This window comes from Aeromonas sp. Y293-4 (genome assembly GCF_027705905.1).
GTDB classification, from domain to species: Bacteria; Pseudomonadota; Gammaproteobacteria; order Enterobacterales; family Aeromonadaceae; genus Aeromonas; species Aeromonas veronii.
The window spans coordinates 151,945-175,378 of the sequence record NZ_JAPDCI010000002.1; the positions used below are offsets into that span (position 1 = coordinate 151,945).

The 23,434-nt window shown below is 57.2% G+C and carries 19 protein-coding genes and 1 tRNA gene; 15 read left to right on the forward strand and 5 right to left on the reverse strand.

The window, feature by feature from the left end; genetic code table 11:
* From chbC to chbG, 6 genes are all read left to right on the forward strand, one after another.
* Positions 1–1,362 (forward strand): PTS N,N'-diacetylchitobiose transporter subunit IIC, encoded by a 1,362-nt coding sequence (gene chbC, locus OKC31_RS02845; protein WP_108541000.1) that lies wholly within the window; start codon positions 1–3, stop codon positions 1,360–1,362.
* Positions 1,363–1,430: 68 nt separating this feature from the next.
* Positions 1,431–2,813 (forward strand): glycoside hydrolase family 1 protein, encoded by a 1,383-nt coding sequence (locus OKC31_RS02850; protein ID WP_005350027.1) that lies wholly within the window; start codon positions 1,431–1,433, stop codon positions 2,811–2,813.
* Positions 2,814–2,849: 36 nt separating this feature from the next.
* Positions 2,850–3,203 carry a PTS N,N'-diacetylchitobiose transporter subunit IIA gene (gene chbA, locus OKC31_RS02855; RefSeq protein ID WP_005350025.1) on the forward strand — a complete coding sequence of 118 codons (354 nt, stop codon included), beginning with the start codon at positions 2,850–2,852 and terminating at the stop codon, positions 3,201–3,203.
* 54 nt (positions 3,204–3,257) lie between these two features.
* Complete coding sequence (gene chbR / locus OKC31_RS02860; protein ID WP_108540997.1) at positions 3,258–4,085, forward strand: transcriptional regulator ChbR; 828 nt, start codon at positions 3,258–3,260, stop codon at positions 4,083–4,085.
* A gap of 145 nt (positions 4,086–4,230) precedes the next feature.
* Complete coding sequence (locus OKC31_RS02865) at positions 4,231–5,577, forward strand: 6-phospho-beta-glucosidase (RefSeq protein ID WP_270656223.1); 1,347 nt, start codon at positions 4,231–4,233, stop codon at positions 5,575–5,577.
* A 53-nt stretch (positions 5,578–5,630) separates the two neighbouring features.
* Positions 5,631–6,395, forward strand: coding sequence for a chitin disaccharide deacetylase (chbG, locus tag OKC31_RS02870; protein ID WP_270656225.1), 765 nt, complete (start codon positions 5,631–5,633; stop codon positions 6,393–6,395).
* A gap of 85 nt (positions 6,396–6,480) precedes the next feature.
* Here the strand turns inward: chbG and OKC31_RS02875 are convergent.
* Positions 6,481–6,568, reverse strand: a tRNA-Ser gene (locus OKC31_RS02875).
* Between the two features lie 208 nt (positions 6,569–6,776).
* Between OKC31_RS02875 and OKC31_RS02880 the strand changes: the two genes are divergently transcribed.
* From OKC31_RS02880 to OKC31_RS02890, 3 genes are all read left to right on the forward strand, one after another.
* The gene (locus OKC31_RS02880; protein WP_005338308.1) at positions 6,777–7,433 is read left to right on the forward strand and encodes a Bax inhibitor-1/YccA family protein; all 657 of its coding nucleotides are present in this window, start codon (positions 6,777–6,779) and stop codon (positions 7,431–7,433) included.
* A 164-nt stretch (positions 7,434–7,597) separates the two neighbouring features.
* The gene (gene yccS / locus OKC31_RS02885; RefSeq protein WP_270656226.1) at positions 7,598–9,751 is read left to right on the forward strand and encodes a YccS family putative transporter; all 2,154 of its coding nucleotides are present in this window, start codon (positions 7,598–7,600) and stop codon (positions 9,749–9,751) included.
* Between the two features lie 24 nt (positions 9,752–9,775).
* The gene (locus OKC31_RS02890) at positions 9,776–10,126 is read left to right on the forward strand and encodes a TusE/DsrC/DsvC family sulfur relay protein (protein ID WP_058057790.1); all 351 of its coding nucleotides are present in this window, start codon (positions 9,776–9,778) and stop codon (positions 10,124–10,126) included.
* A 112-nt stretch (positions 10,127–10,238) separates the two neighbouring features.
* Here the strand turns inward: OKC31_RS02890 and OKC31_RS02895 are convergent, their stop codons facing one another.
* A complete protein-coding gene (locus OKC31_RS02895) occupies positions 10,239–11,153 on the reverse strand; it encodes a Gfo/Idh/MocA family protein (protein ID WP_270656227.1) in 915 nt (304 codons plus the stop codon).
* 129 nt (positions 11,154–11,282) lie between these two features.
* Entirely contained in the window at positions 11,283–12,164 is an 882-nt protein-coding gene (locus tag OKC31_RS02900; RefSeq protein ID WP_270656229.1) for a LysR family transcriptional regulator, read from the reverse strand.
* Between the two features lie 105 nt (positions 12,165–12,269).
* Here OKC31_RS02900 and OKC31_RS02905 point away from each other — a divergent pair, with 105 nt between their 5' ends.
* Together OKC31_RS02905 and OKC31_RS02910 are read left to right on the forward strand one after the other, a co-directional pair.
* Positions 12,270–12,878, forward strand: coding sequence for a short chain dehydrogenase (locus OKC31_RS02905; protein WP_005347588.1), 609 nt, complete (start codon positions 12,270–12,272; stop codon positions 12,876–12,878).
* Between the two features lie 191 nt (positions 12,879–13,069).
* Complete coding sequence (locus OKC31_RS02910; protein ID WP_270656231.1) at positions 13,070–13,879, forward strand: hypothetical protein; 810 nt, start codon at positions 13,070–13,072, stop codon at positions 13,877–13,879.
* Between the two features lie 232 nt (positions 13,880–14,111).
* Here OKC31_RS02910 and OKC31_RS02915 read toward each other — a convergent pair whose 3' ends face one another.
* Positions 14,112–15,293 (reverse strand): M28 family metallopeptidase, encoded by a 1,182-nt coding sequence (locus OKC31_RS02915; protein ID WP_270656232.1) that lies wholly within the window; start codon positions 15,291–15,293, stop codon positions 14,112–14,114.
* Positions 15,294–15,626: 333 nt separating this feature from the next.
* Here OKC31_RS02915 and OKC31_RS02920 point away from each other — a divergent pair, with 333 nt between their 5' ends.
* From OKC31_RS02920 to OKC31_RS02935, 4 genes are all read left to right on the forward strand, one after another.
* A complete protein-coding gene (locus OKC31_RS02920; RefSeq protein ID WP_270656233.1) occupies positions 15,627–16,151 on the forward strand; it encodes a DinB family protein in 525 nt (174 codons plus the stop codon).
* Between the two features lie 15 nt (positions 16,152–16,166).
* Complete coding sequence (locus tag OKC31_RS02925; protein ID WP_167572362.1) at positions 16,167–16,607, forward strand: hypothetical protein; 441 nt, start codon at positions 16,167–16,169, stop codon at positions 16,605–16,607.
* A 214-nt stretch (positions 16,608–16,821) separates the two neighbouring features.
* On the forward strand, positions 16,822–18,321 hold the full coding sequence (locus OKC31_RS02930) for a histidine-type phosphatase (RefSeq protein ID WP_270656234.1): 1,500 nt from the start codon (positions 16,822–16,824) through the stop codon (positions 18,319–18,321).
* A gap of 403 nt (positions 18,322–18,724) precedes the next feature.
* Positions 18,725–20,824, forward strand: coding sequence for a hypothetical protein (locus OKC31_RS02935; RefSeq protein WP_270656236.1), 2,100 nt, complete (start codon positions 18,725–18,727; stop codon positions 20,822–20,824).
* Positions 20,825–21,052: 228 nt separating this feature from the next.
* Here OKC31_RS02935 and OKC31_RS02940 read toward each other — a convergent pair whose 3' ends face one another.
* The gene (locus OKC31_RS02940; RefSeq protein ID WP_270656238.1) at positions 21,053–23,416 is read right to left on the reverse strand and encodes a YgiQ family radical SAM protein; all 2,364 of its coding nucleotides are present in this window, start codon (positions 23,414–23,416) and stop codon (positions 21,053–21,055) included.
* Positions 23,417–23,434: the final 18 nt, after the last annotated feature.

Genomic DNA, 23,434 nt, shown 5'->3' on the forward strand with positions numbered 1-23,434 from the left:
GTGAGCAACATCATCGCATCGTTGGAGAAGGTCATACTGCCCATAGCCGTCAAGCTGGGCAAACAACCTCATGTCAACGCCATCAAGAACGGTTTTATCAAGCTGATGCCCCTGACGCTGGTCGGGGCCATGTTCGTTCTCATCAACAACGTCTTTCTGAGCTTTGGCGAAGGCTCCTTCTTCTACTCCATCGGCGTGCGGATCGATCCCGCCACCATCGCCACCCTTGATGGCCTCAAGAGCATCGGCGGCAACGTCTATAACGGCACCCTGGGCATCATGTCCTTGATGGCCCCCTTTTTTATTGGTCTGGCACTGGCAGAAGAGCGCAAGACCGACCCCCTGGCCTCCGGTTTGCTGTCGGTTGCAGCCTTTATGACCGTCACGCCGTTCAGCGTGGGCGAAGCCTATGCGGTCGGCGCCAACTGGCTGGGCGGAGCCAACATCATCTCCGGCATGCTGATCGGTATCGCCGTGGCCGAAATGTTCGCCTTTATCGTCCGTCGCAACTGGGTCATCACCCTGCCAGACAGCGTTCCAGCTTCTGTCTCCCGCTCCTTCTCGGCTTTGATCCCGGGCTTTATCATCCTCTCCATCATGGGGGTGATCTCCTACCTGCTGAACAATGCCGGCACCAACTTCCACCAGCTGATCATGGACAGTATCTCCACCCCGCTGGCCAATATGGGGGGTCTGGTGGGCTGGGTCTATGTGATCTTCTCCTCCTTCCTCTGGTTCTTCGGTGTACACGGCATGCTGGCGCTCACTGCGCTGGAGTCAGGCGTACTTTTCCCCTTCGCCCTGGAAAACGTCGCCCTCTACAACCAGTACGGTTCGGTCGAAGCGGCGCTGGAGGCAGGCAAGCAGTTCCACTTCTGGGCCAAGCCGATCACCGACTCCTTCGTCTTCCTCGGCGGCACCGGTGCCACGCTGGGCCTCATCATCGCCATCTTTATGGTCTCCCGTCGCGATGACTACCGTCAGGTCGCCAAGCTGGGTCTGCCCTCCGGCATGTTCCAGATCAACGAGCCCATTCTGTTCGGCTTGCCGGTCATCATGAACCCCATCCTGCTGGTGCCCTTCATCCTGGTGCACCCGGTACTGATGGGGATCACCATGGCGGCCTACTACGCCGGGATCATCCCGCCCATCACCAACATAGCGCCATGGACCATGCCGACCGGCCTGGGTGCCTTCTTCAACACCAACGGCAGCGTGGCCGCCTTCTGTCTGGCGATATTCAACCTGGGTGTCGCGACCATGATGTATATCCCCTTCGTGCTGATTGCCAACAAAGCGCAGAACGTCATCGATGAAGAAGAGGAGAGCGAAGAGGATATCGCTCTGGCTCTGAAGTTCTGATAACAGCCATTCCAATGACAGCAAGGGAGGAGCAAAACTCCTCCCCTAACAGCCTGGAGAAGTAACCCATGCAGTATCGTTTTCCGGATAACTTCTGGTGGGGCAGCGCCAGCTCGGCCCCGCAGATGGAAGGCGCCGCCAACCGCGGCGGCAAATCCGCCAATATCTTTGACTACTGGTTCTCCATCGAACCGCAGCGTTTCCACAACGGGGTCGGCCCGACCGACACTTCCACCTTCTATGACAACTTCGAGAGCGACATCAAGCTGCTCAAGCAGCTGGGGCACAACAGTTTTCGCACCTCCATCTCCTGGTCACGGCTGATCCCGGACGGGGTGGGCGAAATCAACCAGGAGGCGGTCAGCTTCTACAACGCCGTCTTTGACCGGCTGCTGGCCGAGGGGATCACCCCGCTTATCAACCTCTACCACTTCGACATGCCGATGTGCATGCAGGAGCGTGGCGGCTGGGAGAGCCGGGAAGTGGTGGCCGCCTATGTGCGCTACGCCACCCGCTGCTTCGACCTGTTTGGCGGTCGCATCAAGCACTGGTTCACCTTCAACGAGCCGATTGTGCCGGTCGAGTGCGGCTACCTTGGCCACTACCACTACCCCTGCGTGGTCGATTTTGGTAGGGCGGCCACCGTCGCCTACCACACCGCGCTGGCCCATGCCGGTGCCGTGCAGGCCTATCGCGCCTGCCAGCATGATGGCGAGATCGGCATCATCCTCAACCTGAGCCCGACCTATCCCCGCTCGCAGGATCCGGCAGATCTCGCCGCCTCCCGCATCGCGGATCTGCTGCTCAACAAGAGCTTCCTCGATCCGGCCCTGAAGGGGAGCTACGACCCCGAGCTGGTCGCGCTGCTAGAGCAGTACGACTTGCTGCCGCAGATCGAAGAGGGTGACAAGGCGCTGCTCGCCGCCGGCAAGGTGGATATCCTCGGCATCAACTACTACCAGCCGCGCCGGGTCAAGGCCAAAGAGGTGGCGTGGCAGGGTGTACCGCGCACGCCGGAAGATCTGTTCGACTACTACGAGATGCCGGGCCGCAAGATGAACCCCCACCGCGGCTGGGAGATTTACGAAAAAGGGATCTACGACATCCTCACCGACCTGCGAGTCAACTACGGCAACCTGCCCTGCTACATCTCGGAAAACGGCATGGGGGTCGAAGGGGAAGAGCGCTTTATCGGTCCCGAGGGACGGGTGGAGGATGACTACCGCATCCAGTTCATTCGCGAGCACCTCCAGTGGCTGCATCGCGCACTGGAAGAGGGCAGCGCCTGTCGCGGCTATCACCTGTGGACCTTTATCGACAACTGGTCGTGGCTCAACGCCTACAAGAACCGTTACGGCTTCGTCCGCCTCGATCTGGAGAGCCAGCAGCGCACCATCAAGAAGAGCGGCTACTGGTTTGCCGAGGTAGCGCGCAACCATGGTTTTAATTAACGGTTTCAATTAACGCATTTACGTAAGGAACGACACATGTTCGATCTGGACAACATCACTGAAGAGGCCACCACCAGCAACGATCTGGAAGAGGTGGTAATGGGGCTTATCATCAACTCCGGGCAGGCCCGCAGTCTCGCCTACACCGCGCTGAAAAAGGCCAAGGAGGGGGATCTGGCCGCCGCTCACCAGCTGATGGCCCAATCCCGCGAGGCGCTCAATGCCGCCCATCTGGTGCAGACCCAGCTGATCGAGGACGATCAGGGGGAAGGCAAGATCCCGGTCACTCTGGTGCTGGTCCATGCCCAGGATCACCTGATGACCTCCATGCTGGCCCGTGAGCTGATCAGCGAGTTGATCGAGCTGCACGAAAAGCTGCAGAACCAATAACCTCCGGACGGGGCGAGAGGCCCCGTCATCGGCCCGCAGATCAGGAAGCGACTCATGAGCGTTAAAACAATCCGGGAAACCGAACTGTTTAACAACAAACCATTCCACATGTTCATCTACAACAAACAGGTGAGCGGAACCGGTTTGCACCAGCACGACTACTACGAGTTCACCCTGGTACTGACCGGTCGTTACTATCAGGAGGTCAACGGCAAGCGGGTGCTGCTGGAACGGGGGGACGTGGTGTTTATCCCACTCGGCTCCCGCCATCAAAGCTTCTACGAGTTCGGCACCACCCGCATCTTCAACGTCGGGATCACCCGTACCTATTTTGACGAGCACTTCAAATACCTGCTGCCGGAACACTTCGTCGCCTCACAGGCCTATGCGCTCAAGAGCGAGTTCCTCAGCTACATCGAGTCGGTGCTGGTCTCACCGGGGTTTAGGGAAGAGGCGCTGACCGAATTTCTCGAAGTGGTGACCTACGCGGTGATGAACCGGCTGCGTCACTACAAGGACACCTCCGCCAGCGATGATCTTCCGCTATGGCTCCACGAAACCGTGGAGCGGATGCACGATCGCCCCCTCTTTGCCGAGGATGCGCTGGCCAACATGGTCTCTCTCTGTGGCAAGAGCCAGGAGTATCTGACCAGGGCCACCCGGCGTTACTACAACAAGACGCCGATGCAGATCATCAACGAGATCCGGATCAACTACGCCAAGATGCAGCTGGAGGTGACCAACAACTCGGTGGCCGATATCGCCTTCGAGACCGGCTACAACGACGTCAGCCTCTTTATCAAAAACTTCAAGAAGCTCACCTCGTTTACCCCGGGCAGTTACCGCAAATATCTATATCCGAAATTCGAAAGTTCAGCCTGAGACCAGCGAGTTGCTGACCTAAACAACCCGGTTCAAGAGAACCAATCCATTGTGACCAGCCCCTGCCACAGGCGGCTGCGGCCCCTCTCACCATGAAGACAGAGCGGCCACCATCAAACCTACAAAGATCGATGAAGAGGGATTTATGAGCGAGAAGATCAAGGTAGTGACCATTGGCGGCGGCAGCAGCTACACCCCCGAGCTGGTCGATGGTTTCATCAAGCGCTATGCCGAGCTGCCCATCAGCGAGCTGTGGCTGGTAGATATTCCCGCTGGCGAAGAGAAACTGAACATCATCTTCGACCTCTGCCAACGGATGATCCGCCAGGCAGGCATCCCCATGACCCTGCACAAAACCCTGGATCGCCGCGAGGCACTAGTGGGTGCCAACTTCGTCACCACCCAGCTTCGCGTCGGCCAGCTGCAGGCGCGGGAGAAGGATGAGCGCATCCCGCTCAGTCACGGCATACTGGGGCAGGAGACCAACGGCGCAGGCGGCCTGTTCAAGGGGCTGCGAACCATACCGGTCATCTTCGACATCATCCGCGACGTCGAAGAGCTTTGCCCGGATGCCTGGCTGATTAACTTCACCAATCCGGCTGGCATGGTGACCGAAGCAGTGCGCCGTCATACCAACTTCCGCCGTTTTATCGGGGTGTGCAATATTCCGGTCGGCATGCAGATGTTTGTACGCGATGCCCTCCAGCTGACCGAGCATGATCACCTCTCCATGGATTTGTTCGGCCTCAACCATCTGGTCTTTATCGGCGATGTGCTGGTCAACGGCGAATCCCGCTTTGACGAGCTGCTGGAAGGGGTCGCCGATGGCAGCCTGACCCGCGCCAGCTCGGTCAAGAACATCTTCGACCTGCCGTTCGATCCCGGTTTTATCCGCGGCTTGCGCCTGCTTCCCTGCTCCTACCTGCGTTACTACTTTAAGGAGAAAGAGATGCTGGGGATCGAGATGGGTGAGTTCTACAAGGGCGGTGCCCGAGCTCAGGTGGTACAGCAGGTCGAGAAGAAACTGTTCGAGCTCTACCAGAACCCCGAGCTGTGCGAAAAGCCCAAAGAGCTGGAGCTGCGTGGCGGCGCCTACTACTCCGATGCAGCCTGCGAAGTGATCAGCGCCATCTACAACGACAAGCAGAGCGAGCACTACGTCATCGTGCCCCATCAGGGCCATGTCACCAATATCCCGGCCGACTGGACGGTGGAGATGAGCTGCCTTATCGGGCGTGACGGTGCCATCCCCCACCCGCGCCTCACCCGCTTTGACGACAAAGTGAACGGGCTGGTGCACCTCATCAAGAGCTTCGAGATAGCCGCCGCCAAGGCTGCCATCAGTGGCGACTTCGATGACCTGCTGCTGGCGATGAACCTCAACCCGCTGATCCACTCCGACAACGATGCCCGCATCGTCGCCCGCGAGCTGCTGCTGGCCCACCGCGAACACCTGCCCAACTTCGCCGCCGCCATCGACGCCCTCGCCTGAGGCCAGCACGCCCCGCCCGAACCGGCGGGGCGCTTAACCGCAAGGGAACCCTCATGAGCAAGAGATTGATCATCAACGCCGACGACTTCGGCCTCTGCCGCGCCCAGAACTACGGCATCATAGAGGCGTTCGAGCACGGAGTCGTCAGCTCCACCAGCGCCATCGTCACCTCCCCCGCTATCGCACACGCCGCCTGGCTGGCCGAACGCTTCCCAGAATTGCCAGTCGGGCTGCACTTTATACTCAGCTGGGGGAAGCCGCTCACGCCGCTCACCTCGCTGGTGAACGAACAGGGCGAGCTCAACAAGGGGATCTGGCACAAAAGCGAGGCGGGAGAGCTGGATCTGGCCGAGATATCCGGCGAGCTAGCGAGTCAGTATCAGCGTTTTGTCGCGATCTTCGGCAAGCAGCCGACCCATATCGACAGCCACCACCATGTTCATATTTTGCCGACTATCTACCCGCTGGTGGAGGCTTTCGCCAAGGCGCATGGCCTGCCCCTTCGCATCGACCGGGGCGAAATAGCCCGCCACGGACTGACCGTCAACCATCCGCAGAGCTGCGATCGGTTCGACGACCGCTTCTACGGCGCGCAGCTGACCCAAAACAGCCTGCTGCAACTGCTCGATGAGGCCAGTGAACAGGGGGCCCATTCGCTCGAGATCATGTGCCACCCCTCCTTTATCGATCTGGAGATGCAAGGCAGCTCCTACTGCCAGCCCCGCCTCAACGAACTGGCGATCCTGACCGACCCGTCCCTGCCCGCCCTTATCACCGAGCGCGGCTACCGCCTCGCCAGCTATCGGGAGTGGCAATAGCCAGCACGCCATCAGGTGGACCGATAAAAACCGCAGATACAAAAAAGCCCAAGCGATTGGATCGCTTGGGCTTTCTCTTTGAATATGGCGGAGGAGGTGGGATTTGAACCCACGGATGGTCGCCCATCGCCGGTTTTCAAGACCGGTGCATTCAGCCGCTCTGCCACCCCTCCGAACGGCGTGCATACTACGCTAAGCCCTTGTTCATATGCAATACATATTTCCTGTGGGATAGTGTGCGGGAGCAAAATGGCAGGTGGCTTGAAATTGTTCCTCGTCATCCCTATTTGTTCTACATACAATGCGTAAACATGCAGTAACAAACAGCGATCACGAGGCGGCTGCTCGCCGTCTCACCCGGACATCAAGAGGACACCCAAGATGGATACCCGTTCTATCTACACTGGCACCCAAAGTGCCGTACGCGATACCAACAAGGTGCTGCGTAACACCTATATGCTGCTCTCCCTCACTCTGGGCTTCTCTGCCGTGGTGGCGGGGGTCGCTACCGTGATGAACATGCCGCCGCTGCACTGGGCCGTGTTCCTGATCGGTGTCTACGGTCTGATGTTCCTGACCGAGAAGAATCGCAACAACGGCATGGGGCTGGTCTTCACCTTCGCTCTGACCGGTCTGCTGGGCTATAGCCTGGGCCCCATCATCAACATGTACATGAACAATGGTGGTGGCGAGATCGTGATGACCGCCCTTGGCGGCACCGCGCTCACCTTCTTCGGTCTGTCGGCCTATGCCCTGACTACCAAGCGTGACCTCTCTTTCATCGGCGGCATGCTGTTCGTCGGTTTCTGGGTACTGCTGGTGGCCATGATTGCCAACATCTTCCTGCAGATGAGCGCCCTGAGCCTGGCCCTGTCCGCCATGTTCATGCTCTTCTCCTCCGGTGCCATCCTGCTGACTACCCAGCAGATCGTGCGCGGCGGCGAGACCAACTACATCTCTGCCACCGTCACTCTGTATGTCTCCATCTACAACATCTTCCTGAGCTTGCTGAGCCTGCTTGGCGGCAACCGCAACTAATCAGAAACCCCGCTTCGGCGGGGTTTTTATTGGCTCCTCTTTCTGTCAGGATAAGTTGTAAATCAAGGATATGAAGCGAAGTGGCCCTGATTTGGATCAGGGCCACTTCGCGCTTGGCGGGTTACTATCTCGCTCTCGTTTCGATCAAGGGTTTCACCTGTCTCATGCCGATGGATCTCTCTGGCCTGCTGCGCCGACTGCTGACCGATAGTCACATCTACTTCGCTCTCAAAGTGCTGCTGGCCATTCTCGGTCTGCTCGCCTTCACCCTGGCCACCGGCAATATCCAGCTCACCGTGCTGCTCTCCCTCGGAGTCGTGGCGGGCGCCATCGCCGAAACCGATGACAGCCTGTGGGGACGCATTAAAAACCTCGCCATGACGCTGATTTGCTTCATGTTTGCGTCCCTGTGCGTGCAGTATCTCTACCCCACCCCCTGGCTGTTTGCCATTGGGCTCGCCAGCTCCACCTTTATCTTCGTGATGGTGGGGGCGCTCGGCGCCCGCTATGCCACCATCAGCTTCGGCTCGCTGCTGATCGCCATCTACACCATGCTGGGTGCCGCCAAGGCGCCGGATCTCTTCTACCAGCCGCTGGCCCTCGGCGCTGGCGCCCTCTGGTACGGACTGGTCTCGTTTATCTGGCTCTGGCTGCTGCCCTACAAGACCCTGCACGAACAGCTGGCCCAGAGCTACTTCGCCCTTGGCCGCTACCTGCTGGAAAAATCCCGCTTCTTCCCGGCGGACGAGCACGGCGCCCAGGCCATTCGCCACAATCTGGCCCAGCTCAACATCAATCTGGTGAGCGCGCTGACCCTCACCAAGTCGGCCCTCAACGCCCGCCTGAGCCGCCGCCATCCGGCGAGCCCCGAGCTTGCCAGTCTGCTGCGCCTCTATCTGCTGGCGCTGGAGATTCACGAGCGAGCCACCTCCAGCCACTACCCCTACAGCCGGCTGGAAGCGGAGCTCAAACAGGGCATAGTGCTGGAAGGGTTTCAGGAGGTGTTCCTGCAACTCTCCGAGGCGTGCCAGCGGCTCGGTTACGCCATTCTGGTGCACAAGTCCTACGCCCATAACAAGCGCATCCACTGGACGCTGGAGGCCCTCGGCGATCAGCTGGAGTTCACCAATCTCAAGCAGCACTACCCGAAAACCCTGCTGACGCCGATGAAGTTCCTGCGCCGCAATCTGGCCAGCATCAACCAGCTGCTGGGCAGCGCCGAAGTGTTGCAAAACCCCGAGCAACCGGAGCAGGAGCTGCCCGCGCTGGCGCGCCCGCCCCGCCTGCCGCTGCTGGCCCAGCTCAAGCAGCACCTCACCTTGCACTCCATGGTGTTTCGCCATGCGCTGCGTTTGTCACTCGGGCTGGTGATCGGCTACGGCATACTGCAAGCCTTTGATCTGGAAAAGGGCTACTGGATTTTGCTGACCGTGCTGTTTGTCTGCCAGCCCAGCTACAGCGCCACCCGCCGCCGACTGGTGCAGCGGATGCTCGGCACCTTCGCCGGTATTCTGGTGGGCATTCCGGTGCTCTGGCTGTTCCCCGAGCTGCACGTTCAGCTGGTGGTGATGGGGCTGGCCGCCTTCCTGTTTTTCACCCAGGTGCGCAACAACTACAGCGCCGCGGTCTGCTTTATCACCCTCTACGTGCTGATGGCGTTCAACCTGCTCGATGGGATCGGCTTTGCCATTCTCGGGCCACGGCTGCTCGATACCCTGCTCGGCTGCCTGATCTCCTACGGGCTGGTAGCCTGGCTCTGGCCGGACTGGCAGTACAAGCGGCTGCCGACCCTTATCGCCAATTCGCTCTCGGCCAACGCCCGCTACCTCTCGGCAGTGCTGGCAAGCCTCAAGCAGCAGCGGGACGAGTCCATCGACTATCGGGTGGCGCGCAAGAGCGCCCATCTGGCGGACAGCGAGCTGGCCACCGCCTGGCAGAGCATGCTGGTGGAGCCGCAAAAGCGCCGCCGCTTTCTCGATCTCTGCTTTACCCTCACCTGGCGCAACCACGCCCTGCTCTCCTACATCTCGGCGCTGGGGGCCCATCGCGACAAACTGGAGGCCATCAGCGGGCTGGATGAGGTGCGCCACCACATCTGCCACACCCTGGAGCAGGCCGCTGGCCATCTGGCAGGCAACCCCTCCAGCTCCATCGGCGGTCAGTGTCCGGTGATAAGTCCGGATAGCAGCGAGGAGCAGCTGATGCTGACCCAGCAGCTCAACCTGATCAGCGAGCTGGCGGATCAGCTGCTGCATCTGGCCAACGAGAGCCGGTTGCTCACCGGAGATCAAGGCGCTACCATGCCCGCCCAATCCTGATAGCCCCATTAGCGAGGAGCCCTCATGTCTGCGTCCGAAAAACATCAGCTGGAATTCAACGGCCAACTCATCGAGACCGATGCCAAGGGCTACCTGCTCAACAGCAACGACTGGAACGAGGAGCTGGCGCTGGTACTGGCCGCGCAGGAAGGGATCACGCTTGAGGAGCCGCACTGGGAAGTGGTGCGCTTTGTGCGCGCCTTCTATCTGGAGTTCAACACCTCCCCCGCCATCCGCGCACTGGTCAAGGCGATGGAGAAGCAGTACGGCCCCGAGAAGGGCAATAGCCGCTACCTCTACAAGCTGTTCCCGGAAGGCCCAGCCAAGCAGGCGACCAAGATTGGCGGCCTGCCCAAGCCGGTGAAGTGCATCTGATCCCATGCATCTCATCCCATAACAACGGGGGGCCGCAACTGCGGCCCCCTTTGTTTTTGGTGCGCAACCTTCGCGCACCTCGTATTCATATATCTCAGGCTTCCAGCCAGCCTTAACTCCGCTTGTCAGCCTGCGCCACCAGCTGCTCTGCCAGCCGGTGACCGTGCAGGTAGGAGGCGATCAGCTCGCTATCTGCCTTGCCCAATTCAATCTGCTGATACCAGTGCGCCAGCATGGCGGCAAAGCCGCGCTGGGCCAGCACCGGCTGCCAGTCGTTGGGGGCCAGCATCTGCGCTGCCTTGTCGCGGGCGATGCTGCCGCGGGTGCAGTTCTCAAGGTGCAGGGAGAGATTGTCGCCGTAGGCATCGATGCGCTCCTCGGTGATCCCGGCGCTGCGGTTCATGCTGCCGCTGATGGCACGATCGCCACTTTGCCAGCTGACGCTTACCCCTGCCAGCAAACTCTTGTCCTTCGTATCCGGTCGCAATACCGCATGAAAGTTGCCATCCGGCACGCCGCCATAGAAGCAGAGGCTGTCGAGCACATGGATAAAGTCGTCGAACATAAAATCCCGCGCCTTGCCCGGCAGGGCGAAGCGGTGTTTCTGCCAGTTAAGCTCGGTGAGCGGCTGGGCCCGTGCCTCGGCCATGGCGGGCAGATAGCGGCGGTTAAAGCCGGTAAAGAGGGCGCAATCTTGCGCGATGGCGAGGTTGGCCAACGCCTCGGCTTCGGCCAGATTGTCGCACAGGGGCTTGTCGACAAAGGTGGGGATCCCTGCGCGCAGGCACTGCTCGGCCAGCTCGCGGTGAACGGCGGTCGCGGCGTGGATCATCACGGCGTCGGGACGGCTGGCCAGCAGGGCCGCCACATCGGTAAAGCACTCGGCGACCCGATACTGGCGGGCCAGCTTTTCCAGCACCGCTGGATTGCGGGTGCAGAGCAGCGGGGTGATCCGCTCGTCGCTCGCCAGCAGCGGCAGATAGGCTTTCTGGGCGATATCCCCCAGACCAATCATGGCAATGCGCATCTCAACTCCTTTTCACTCGATAACGGGACAAGCGGATAACTGCCCCGCACCATCGCAGGATTTGTCCCACAGATCCAGCCTGCCGTTAGCGCGCTGGCAGGCGTGTGCAGCTCTGTGCAAACGGCGATGTTATCTCGGCATGGCAAGATCGCAGACCGACTTGATTACCTCGGCCAGCCACTCGATGGCGAGATTGCCCTGACTTTTGCGGTGTCTGCCGACCACCACCTCGAACTGCTGCGGCGCCCCGGCCAGCTCCACGGTGCGAAAATCGCCGAGGGCGGCGATGGCCGACGGAATGCAGGCCGCCACGTCATTGACCGACATAAAGGCTTGCAGCGAGGTGTAACAGGGGAGCGTCGCCACCGCTACGCTGGCAACCTGCTGCGGGCTCATCTGCCCTTCGAAATTGCCGACGCTGTTGGCGAACTGCACAAAGGGGATGGCCGCCAGATCCTGTGGGGAGTTGTCCGGAAGATATCGGGAGTCGCGGCGCAGCACGCAGCAGTAGTGATCCCGGCGCAGGGTGGCGCGCAGCAACCCCGGGTCGAGATAGGCATCAAAGCCAATCACCAGATCGACCTCGCCGCTGGCCAGCGCCTCCAGATGCGCTTCGGCCTGAAAGTCCACCACATCGAGCCGGATGGAGGGCGCCTGAGTGCGCAGGGCGCTCGCCAGCCTTGGGATAATGGCGAGCTGGGCATATTCGTTGGCCATCACCCTGAAGGTGCGCTGGCTGCTGGCGGGATCGAAGGGGGTTGCCACAAAGACCCCGTCGATATCGGCCAGGATCTGCTCAAATCTGGCGGCCAGCTCGCAGGCGTAATCGGTCGGCTGCAACCCGGCGCTCTGGCGGATAAACAGCTCGGCGGGAAAGAGATCGCGCAGCTTTTTCAGATGACTGCTCACCCCCTGCTGGGAGATCTCCAGCAGCTCGGCCACCCGTGACACACTCTTGTATCTCACCAGCAGCACCAGCACCCGCATCTGCCTGATATCGATCCTCTCCACCCTTACCTCACCAATTTCAGTTGTATCACATACAAATCACACATGATTTACATTGTATCAGTGGCTCTCTAACCTTGCAGCTCTTCCAGCAAAGCGAGGTTAACGATGAAGACTGTCATTCTGATTGGTGCTCAGGGGAAAATGGGGCAAGCCGCCCTCAGTGGTCTGGGCAAGCACAAGGTCATTACCGCCAGCCGCTCCGGCGAGGGGTGTGATTTTCAGGTGGATATCACCAGCAGAGAGTCTATCGAGCGGCTCTACCAAAACGTGGGTTCCTTCGATGCGGTGGTCAATACCGCAGGATTTTGCGAATACGCCCCCTTTGGCGAGATGAGCGACGAGCAGTGGCAAACCACCATCCAGAGCAAGCTGATGGGGCAGATAAATCTGGTCAATATCGGCCTCAACTACATCAACCAGGGTGGCTCCTTCACCCTGATCTCCGGCATTCTCAATATCAAGCCGATCCCGCTGGCCATTGCCGATGCCACCACCAGCGGCGCCATAGATACCTTTGTCCAGTGTGTGGCCCACGAGCTGCCCCGCGGCATTCGCATCAATGTGGTCAACCCGACCGTACTGGAAGAGGCGTGGGACGTATATGGCGAGATGATGCCGGGCTTCCAGCCGGTGCCGGGCGCCCTGGTCGGCAAGGCGTTTGAGCGCTCCGTCGATGGTTTTATTAGCGGCCAGGTGCTCTATGTCGATGCCTGATCTTCTTCAGACCTGATCCCAATGCCTTTGTAATTCCTTGTCGATGTTTTTCCTCTTCCCCGAAAGCGCCAGCTCTCGGGGCTTTTTGCATGGAGGAACCGGAGTAGCGACAGAATATGATTTCATTTCGACGACAACCCACAGATTTATGTCATCCGGGTCACTGTCAGAGTGGCCTCGTTTGGCTTACTATGGCGCTCTTCTCCCTGTTGCCGAGCAAAGGGACTATTTCAGGCTATTTGCCGGAATGGATTACCGCTGACCAACGCCCTGTTTGGCAGCAGCTTATTGGCGCGGCCACTATTACCTGTGCGCTATCGGCACTTATAAAACGCGTTATTTATGGATGTATAACGATGAAATCATCAATTGCAGTTAAAGCCTTGTCGCCCTATATATTCGCAATATTGTCAGTTGGACTGATGTCCAGCGGATATCATGCGCTGCCGATCTATTGCGGCCTGGCCATTGTCGTCTATCCGGTGCTGGTTGCCATGCTGGCGGACGAGTGGGAAAAGCAGGGGCTGGTCTATCGCGAATCAACCCAGGTCGAGGTTGATGTCAATGTGCGCGGGATCCTTATCAAAGAGCAGAGACGGCATCTGGAGAATCTCTATTTTGTCTCGCCGGACGTGATGCAAACCAAACTCACCAGCCTCGCCCGCCTCAAACTGCTGCTCTGCGGCGCCATGTTTGCCGTGTCACTCTATGAATTCGCGCAGCAAGCCGAGGCTCAATTTGCCCTGCCCGCCGTCAATCTGATGGATATCAATCAGCTGGATATATGTGGCCTGATGATCGGCCTTGGTGGGGTACTGTTTCTCGGCCACTGCGCGAGAAAAAGCCTCTCTCTCTATGGAACCTGTCGCCATACAAACTATCTGGTGCAGAGTCATAACGAACCCGGCGTCCAGCTCTATAGCGCAGCCATTTCTACCAAAGCGGCAAACCTGCAAGTGACCCATACCCGCATGTTCGATGCCTTATTGGCGTGGTATTGAGCAAGCTTTATCTCGAATAACAACGACTTGGGATAACGACCTTGCGGGTTTTTTCCTCATACCCCAAAGCGCACTGCGCTCGGGGCTTTTTGGATGGCGGGCGCAAACGCATCACATCCACCCTTGCTCGTCTGCCGACTGAGCCAAGCGACAAGGGCAAAGCCGCACAGGAGAGATAAAAAAGAAGGAAGTCGAGACTCCCTTCCTTTTGGCTTGCGCAGCGGCCTGTGACTCAGTTTATCTTGCCCATTTCAACGGCAAAGCTGGTCGCCAGCTGGGCAAACTTGAGAGCATGGCCAGCCGAGGGATCCGAATTTTGCAACGTATCCTGCACCGTGTGGATCCTGGGGTTGTATTCGCTAAAGCGTGACTCGAACGGCATGGCGGCGGGGTAGCCCTGATTGTGCCAAGAGGCGTGATCCGAGCAACCATAGCCACAACTGTCATAGCCATAGCTGACTTGCGGCAGGTAGGCATCGATCAGCTGGGTGAGGTAGCCGGTCAGCCCCTTGTCGGTGTAGTCGGTCATAAAGACGATGTCGTTCGCCGAGCCCTTGTAGTTGGTCATGTCCAGCTGGAGCGCGGCCAATACCCTGGTGTTGGCTGCCTTGTAGCGGCTGGCGATATCCTTGGAGCCCCGCAAACCCACCTCCTCTGCCGCATAGCCGATAAATTGCAGGGTGCGCTCCGGCTGGCGGCCCTGTTCGGCGATGACCCGCAGCACCTCGGTCAGGGTGGCGATGCCGGAGGCGTCATCATCGGCGCCGGGGGCCAGCGTCTTGCTGTTGGGAGCCGAGCCTGCGGTGGAATCGAGATGGCCACCGAGCACCACCACCTCGTCCGGATAGCGGCTTCCCTTGAGGGTCAGCACCACCGATTGTTGCGGGTAGCCGCTATGTTTGACCCGGCTGACGCTGGCCCATGGCAGGGTGCTGCCGAGGCTCTGCCACTGGCTGGCCACCCAGTCGGCGGATTGCGTGCCGGTGGGGGTGGTGTAGTAGCGGTTGCGCCAGCCGGATAGCTTGCTGATGGTGCTGGCGATATTGCCTTGATCCAGATGGGGCAGCAGCCGGTTGACACTGGCCCCCTGGGTCAATGGTGGTGCGCTGAACAGGTTTTGGCTAAGGGGCTGGGCCATGCTCTGCAGCGCATCGGCCAGGGTCGTGTGCACCACATAGCCACCGCAGCGCTGGTGCCCTTCGTGCATCAGGTGCGAGAGGGAGCCAAGCTCGCTTGCCTCAATCTGGGCCAGCTGGATAGGCGCCCCGCTGGCACTGAACAGGGGGGAGAGCTTGGCATTGACCTGCTTGAGTTCAACCCCGCTATCGGCCCCAATCGTGATCCACACGGGTGCCCCCGCCTGAACGGCAAGGGGAATCAGGGGGAGTAAAAGGGCTGCAGTCATCGCTTTCATGTCGGATCCTTCCGGTTATGGTTAACAGTGAACAGCCTTGGCGGGCCTCATAAGAATACCAACCTAGTCTAGGCACCCACTGCTGTCAAAAAGGCGGATGTCCCGAAAAAGGGCGCTTATTAGCGGCCAAGTGCTCTATGTCGATGCCTGATCCCGTTCAGGCCTGGCCCAATGCCTTTGTAATTCCTTGTCGATGTTTTTCCTCTTCCCCGACAGCGCCAGCTTTCGGGATTTTTGTATGGCGGCGGCCAAAGCTGCAACAGAATGGGTTTCGTATTGAGCCCATTTTGGCTAACATGCCGCACTTCACGAAGCGACAAGGGCAAGGACGCGATGAGCAACAAGACACTGCAATCCCTCTTTCACTACAAACGCTGGGCCGATGGCGAACTGCTGGATGCGATCGCCACACTCGATGCGCAGCAATATGACGAGGCCCACCACACCTGCCTCAGGATCTTCAACCATATCCATGTGGTCGATGCCATCTTCAAGGCCAATCTGCTGGGGGAACGGCACGGCTTTACCGCCACCAATACCCCGGAGACACCGACCCTCACCGCCCTGCGCAGCGCAGTCACCAAGCTGGATAACTGGCTGGTGGATTACGTTGGGGCGCTTAGCCCGCAAGAGGGTGCAACCCCGCTCTCGTTTCGCTTTGTCGATGGTGACAAGGGGCAGATGAGCCGCGATGAAATGCTGCTCCATCTGGTGACTCATGGCGGCTATCACAGGGGAGCCATCGGGCGGATTCTGGTGCAGTGCGGCATCACGCCGCCGCGCGATACCCTGACCACCTTCCTGCATCGCAGCGAACCGGAGCGACGTGGCCAAGATAGCGCGTCACTGGCGCAATAACGGAGTCTTGCCCTTATGAATCGTCCTGTATGTATTTCTCATCCGCTGCTGCTCGCGCTGCCATTGCTGCTAGGTGGCTGTGCCGCCGCCATCGATCACTATTCGGGGCGCTTTCGCGAGACCCTGACACAGGGACAACCCCGAGAACATATCCGTGCCGAGTTGGGCGAACCGCAGCCTTGTACACAAGGCCAATATCTGGATACGCCGCAGGTCAAGGGGTGCGATCGCTTTACCGTGCTCGGCAAGATCCACAAGCGCGCTGACGGCAATGGCCAAGCCACGGCGAGCGCCGTGACATTGGGGCTGGGGGAGCTGATCCTAGTGCCGATGACAGTAGCCGGGGTTGCGGCGGACTACACCCAGCGCCACACCATTACCGTCTATTACGATCGGGACGATCACTACCTGTTTCACACCCTGCAGAACGCCAAGGGGCTGGAGGTAAGACAATAAGCCCCCATCCCAACAGCGCTCACTGCCCACTCAGCCGTGACAGGCGCAGTGGTTGGTTGAGCCTCTATTGCCATCCCTATAGCCATCCTCTATCCCTCCACTTGCTTACTGCTTTATCAGAAGTCATCAGCCTGTCATCTGGCTGACATCCCGCGGTCATTTTCAAACCATAGAGTTTTTCACTTATTTTTCATATGGATAGATAAGGAACATCATGACTTTCCCGCGCTCTTCTTATGTGGCTTTGGCCGTCTCGCTGGTCTTGCTTGGCGGCTGCCAGTCAGAGAACGAATCGTCTGCCGACAGCCAGGGCAAAACCGCCTACCAATACAGCACCAAAGCGGTCTACAGCCCGCAGCAGCAGGCGGAGAGCTACGAGCCAGCGCCTCAGGGGTTCAGCCCGGTCTTTACCGAGATGGTGGCGCGCCACGGCTCACGCTCCCTCTCCAGCCCGAAATATGATGTGCTGACCAAGCTGGTATGGGAAGAGGCGCAGCGTCAGGGGGCGCTCACCACTCTCGGGCAGGGGCTGGGAGGCAAGGTCGAGCTGGTGACGGCCGCCAACCAGAAGCTGGGCTATGGCCTGCTCTCGGCGCTGGGCAAGGAGGAGCACGCCAATCTCGCTACCCGACTGGCGGCGCGGCTGCCGACCCTGCTCAACAGCAGCGAGCCCCACTGCATCAAGGTGGTCACCTCGGGCAAGGACAGGGCCAACGAAAGCGCCTTCTACTTTATGGAGAGCCTCAAGCGCGGCGTGAACTATGTCAGCGACTCGGCGCAGTGCTACCTCACGCAGGATGACCCCTCGAAGATCGACAAAAAGCTGGTCAACAAGTTCGAGCTCTACTTCCACAAAACCACACCCGAGGGGGATTACGCCCGCTACCTGCCCGCCTATGAGAGCTACCAGCGCTTTATCGGTGACGAAGATGCCGCAATCGCCCCGGCCCCCGAACTGGCCAGGGCGCTGGATCAGCTTAAAAACCTGAGCAAGACCAAAGAGATGGCCCGCAGCATGCTGGAGCGTATCTACAGCAAGGGCTTTGTCGACTATCTGGCGGGCGGCGTCGAGTTTGTCGCCGTCAACCCGGAAGATGGCGGCATGACCTATGTGCGCGACGAAGTGGATGCCGCCCTGATGCTCTACAACCTCTTTATCATCGGCCCCGGCATGATCCGCGAAGCGCAGGCACAGGGCAGCGAACCCTGGGCGCTGGAGCAGTTCCTCACCCCGGAAGAGTCTGCCTGGTTCTCCTACCTCTCCGATGCGGAAGATTTCTACGAGAAGGGGCCGAGCTTTGCCAACCAGAGCGCCCCCTACGCCATTGCCCAGCCGCTGCTCGACGGCCTGTTTGGCGAGGTGCAGCGTCAGGTCGTGGAGGGTGAGCAGAGCCGACGGGCTACCCTGCGCTTTGCCCACGCCGAGGCCATTATCCCCCTCGCCGCCCTGATGAAGCTGGAAGGGAGCCGTCAGGGGGCCAGCCCGGAGCAGCTGTTCAGCCAGCAGAACAACGAGTGGCGCGGCGGCTGGGTCTCCCCCTATACCGCCAATATTCAGTGGGATATCTACCAGAACGGGCAGCGGCAGGTGCTGGTCAAGATGCTCTACAACGAAAAGGAGATCGCCTTTAAAACCGGCTGCCAGCCCTACCAAAGCGGCAGCCACTACTACGACTTCGAGGAGCTCAAACGCTGCTACGGCTATAACGGCTAACCCTTCGCGAGCCGGATATGGCAATCACAAGGGGCGACCAGCAGGTCGCCCCAATTCACTCCCCTTCCCTGCTTGCCAGAGATCAATATGGCTATAAAGCCGCCTTCCGGCTCCATTTGCTGATCAAGCGCAAAAAACGATTAATTTCTGATAGTTAACTCACTTTAAGGCTCGCCTCGCCAGTTTCGTTTGGCTTACCATGGCCATTCAGAACCTGTTGAACTGCGATAGGTTGCTGCCAGCGCGGGTCAAGGGAGCATATTGGAAGCTGTAATCCACGGGCGGTAGCGTGAGATTCGGTGGCATTGCGCCTCATACAGAAAGGTGGGTGTCCCAGATTTTCTAGATTTCTTTCTTACTATATACACTTAGAACCTTTAACTGTAAAAGCACAGAGATATAAATGAAAAAACAGCTGGTTTTATTCAACAACAACTTGGTTAATAAGTATGATTTCTCATTTAGTATAAAATCATTATCAACTCAGCTACTAGGACATTATGATTGGGAGTTAGGCATCCCAAACTTCATCAATCATGATATGCATCGTCCATTTTCTTGGTCTAGGATACATGGTCTTTCAATCGATAATACAAAAATTGGTCTTTTTGGGGAAATATCGATCCCTGAAACAAAAATTGAAAAAAGACTAGTGCATAACCTCACGCAGATTTATCTAAGAAAAACTGTGTTTAATATTACTCATGAAGATAAAGACAAATTAAAAACTCTCATTGGAGAATCTGTTTACTCAGAAAACATTAAGTTTATTAGGGGAGAATGCATCACAGCATTTGATACAAACATTGCATTGAAAAAATTCCCAGAACTATTTGGGGATTACGAAAATGACAAACGTAGCCTTGTAGATTTATCAACACTTGATTGCATAGCTCCAGGAGTTTTCCTTTATAACGATCTTTTAGTATTTGCTCACCGATATTTTAGGAGATCACTTTCTCCATTAAATAACTTAAACACTCCATTACTTAAACAATTACAAACACTTTCATCTAATAAAGACCTTGATGTCAAAATATTGCTGGACCCGCATAGTTTGGGATTGCCTGGTTCATATTTAGAACCAGTAGAGCTCGATTACTGGTGGGGACCTAAATTCGATGATTCATTAAAAGATATTTCTAATGGAGTCTCAACACATGCCACCTCTAAAGATGAGTCATTTTTTAATGGTATATCAAAAACCGAATTTTGGTGGCACGAACAGAATGGAATTAAATCATTGGAGTGCGAAGAAACTAGAGATATACCTTCAGCCGAAATGCTTGAGTTGGGGAACTACTATGGTTTCAGATATGCTCACTCTATGCTAACTAACCAAGGTATTCCAAATCATTTAGACGGCGCAATTCGTTTATATGATGAAGATGGATTTCTTTCACGCTTAGATACCTCTATAGACAAAGCAGGAAAAAATGCTCAATATTTTAAACTTTGGCGTATCGATGGAGAAATTAGTGTCTCTACGTGGAAAAGAATATTATCCGATTATTACAAAGATAATCGTTTGATTGGAGAGTATTTCGAAGGGGAAGATTTGAAATCTGAATATATCACCTCTAATAAAAAGGAGTTTTTAACTAAAGAGAAAAAATACATATACACCCCTAACAAAGACCAGGGGCCAAGTATATACATCTCGATAAAAAACAAAGATAAAAATATTCAGCATGACGTAATTATCTACGCTGAAGATCTCATTACTGATCGTTTTGAATTACACAACACTATGGACCTTAAATTTATTGGCTTACAAAAAAAATTAATAGAAAAATTCAACAGTAATCTTAAAACTCCAAGTAAATGCATAGTTATCGCATATGAAGATATGAACTTCAGAATTCCAGAGGTAGCGTTTCATGGGAAGGATTCAATAACCAACGCAATTGATTACCTTAGTATCGTGCGGAGTTATATTCGTAAAACTCCTTTAATTAAAGAAAGTACAATAACCTTCACCATATCAATAGAGTATGAATGTTTCATACTAACAATTTCGTGTATAACAAATAAGGATGACTTTTTAGATTTGCTTTCTCACTCTGACCTCTTCCCTAAGAATCATATTGATATACATGACTGGATATTAAGAACACAGCAAAGCATAATTAACATCAATAATAAATGTTGTGAGCCACAAACATTATTCTTAAGAGACAAAAAAATTCATATCCCATTAGTAATGCTAAGCGATTATGAAAACTCCATTAAAGGAAATAAATTATTTGTCGAGTTCCATGAATCTAACATTGATAATGTTACAGGTATGAAATTGAATTACAAGCCAGCAATGCTTAATGAAGTGAAAAATGCGACTTGTGCTAAGTGTAATATAAGCTTTTTCGATTGTAAGTGCATACACAGCAAGTTGATAATGAACAAGTTTAATCATTTAGGGATTTATTGGTCTGAAACCACTACTTTCCCTGATGAAGTACTAGATCTCCCTACTTCCAGTGGCGGTAAAAATGACGAACAATAGGTGGGTATTTACAAAAAATGGCAATCTATGTCAGTGGTAAATTGTACAGATTTAGTTAGCTACTACAGAGACTCGCTAAATTACTGTTCCGAATAGTAGATCACTGGCGAAAGGGAACTCAGTCCACTTTCTACGATCTGATCAGTTGCAAACAAAGTGTGTACAGATCTAGTTATCACCTGACACCGGCCTCAAACCGGTGTCTTGTTTACGCCACTTTAGCAAATGTCACCGAGCCGGTCGCTTGGCACCATTGCCTTTGGCTGCAGCCTTGCCACCCTGAGCTGCGGGTTTGGCTCCCGGCTTGGCGGAGCCTGCGCGGGTCGGTGCTTTGCCCTTATGGGCGGGTTTTCCGGCAGGTTTGCTCTTACCCGCATTCTGGCCAGCATTCTTGCCTTCGCCCTGTGCGGCCGGTTTGCCGTTAGCCGCGCCTTTGTGCAGCTGGGAACCCACCGGCTTGCCGCCCGTCGGCTTATTGCCTGCGCCATTGCCACGCTGATGAGCAATGTTGCTGTGGCGAGTCAGGGCCGGTTTCAACCCCTTGCCGCTGGCGGCGCGCTCGTTGCGGCCTTCTGCTGGCACCAGACAGCCGGGGCCGTTGCCAATCAGGTGGCCCTTACCCATGGCGAGCAGGGCTTCGCGGATCATCGGCCAGCCAGCGGGGTCGTGGTAGCGCAGCAGCGCCTTGTGCAGGCGGCGACGGCGCTCGCCCTTGGCAACAAACACATCGCCACCGGTGCGGCTCACCTTGTTTAACGGGTTTTTCTCCGTGTAGTACATGGTGGTGGCGTTGGCGAGCGGCGACGGGTAGAAGTTCTGCACCTGATCGAGCTTGAAGCGGTTCTCTTTGACCCAGAGCGCCAGATTGATCATGTCTTCATCCGTGGTGCCCGGGTGGGCGGAGATAAAGTAGGGGATCAGGTATTGCTGCTTGCCCGCCTCTTTGGAGTATTTGTCGAACAGCTCCTTGAACTGGTAGTAGCTGCCCATGCCCGGCTTCATCATCTTGGAGAGCGGCCCCTCCTCGGTGTGTTCCGGCGCGATCTTGAGGTAGCCGCCGACGTGGTACTTGGCCAGCTCCTTGATATAGCGGGGATCTTCGACCGCGATGTCGTAACGCACGCCGGAGGCGATGAGGATCTTCTTGATCCCCTTGAGGTCGCGCGCCTTGCGATAGAGGTTGATGGTCGGGCTGTGGTCGGTGTCCATGTGCGGGCAGATGGTGGGCCAGACACAGGAGGCGCGACGGCAGGTCTGCTCGGCCTTGGGGCTCTTGCAGCGCAGCTTGTACATGTTGGCGGTGGGGCCGCCGAGATCCGAGATGACGCCGGTAAAGCCCGGCACCTTGTCGCGGATATCTTCGATTTCCTTGAGGATCGACTCTTCCGAGCGGCTCTGGATGATGCGCCCTTCGTGCTCGGTGATGGAGCAGAAGGAGCAGCCGCCAAAGCAGCCGCGCATGATGTTGACCGAGGTCTTGATCATCTCGAAGGCGGGGATCTTCTCGTTGCCATAGGCCGGGTGCGGCACCCGCTGGTAGGGCAGGCCGAAGACGCCGTCCATCTCCTCGGTTTCCAGCGGGAAGGCGGGCGGGTTGACCCAGACGATGCGATCACCGTGAGCCTGCGACAGGGCGCGGGCGCAGCCGGGGTTGGTTTCGTGGTGCAGAATGCGCGAGGCGTGGGCGTAGAGCACCTTGTCCTCTTTCACCCGCTCGAACGCCGGCAGCTTCACATAGGTTTTTTCCCACGGCTTGGGCTTGGGCGGCTGCACCAGCACGGGTTGGGCTTCCTGCGCGGCAGGGGCCGCGTCGCTGGCATCGTCCGAGCAGGGCGCCCCTTCCATATAGGGGTTCATGATGGGATCGATGCGGCCAATCTGGTCGAGCTTGCTCGAATCCACCCCTTTCCAGCCCGGCAGCGGCTCCTTGCGGATGACGGCAGTGCCGCGAATATCCTGCATGGTGTCGATGGTCTCCCCCGCTGCGATGCGGTGGGCCACTTCCACCAGCGGCCGCTCGGCGTTGCCGTAGATGAGGATATCGGCCTTGGCATCGAGCAGGATGGAGCGGCGGATAGTCTCGGACCAGTAGTCGTAGTGGGCGATACGGCGCAGGGATGCCTCGATGCCGCCGATGACCACCGGCACCTCTTTGAAGGCCTCCTTGCAGCGCTGGGTATAGACCAGGGTGGCGCGATCCGGCCGCTTGCCGCCCACATCCCCCGGGGTGTAGGCGTCGTCGTGGCGCAGCTTTTTATCGGAGGTGTAGCGGTTGATCATGGAGTCCATGTTGCCCGCGGTCACCCCGAAGAAGAGGTTAGGTTTGCCCAGACGCATAAAGTCATCCTTCGATGACCAGTCCGGCTGGGCGATGATGCCGACCCGAAAGCCCTGCGCCTCCAGCATGCGGCCGATGACCGCCATGCCGAAGCTCGGGTGATCCACGTAGGCATCCCCCGTCACCAGAATGACGTCGCAGCTGTCCCAACCGAGCTTGTCCATCTCTTTGCGGGACATGGGCAGGAAGGGCGCCGTGCCGTAGCACTCGGCCCAATAGCGGGGATAGGAGAAAAGGTTGGTAACCGGCTGCATTTTGAACACCTGGAAAAA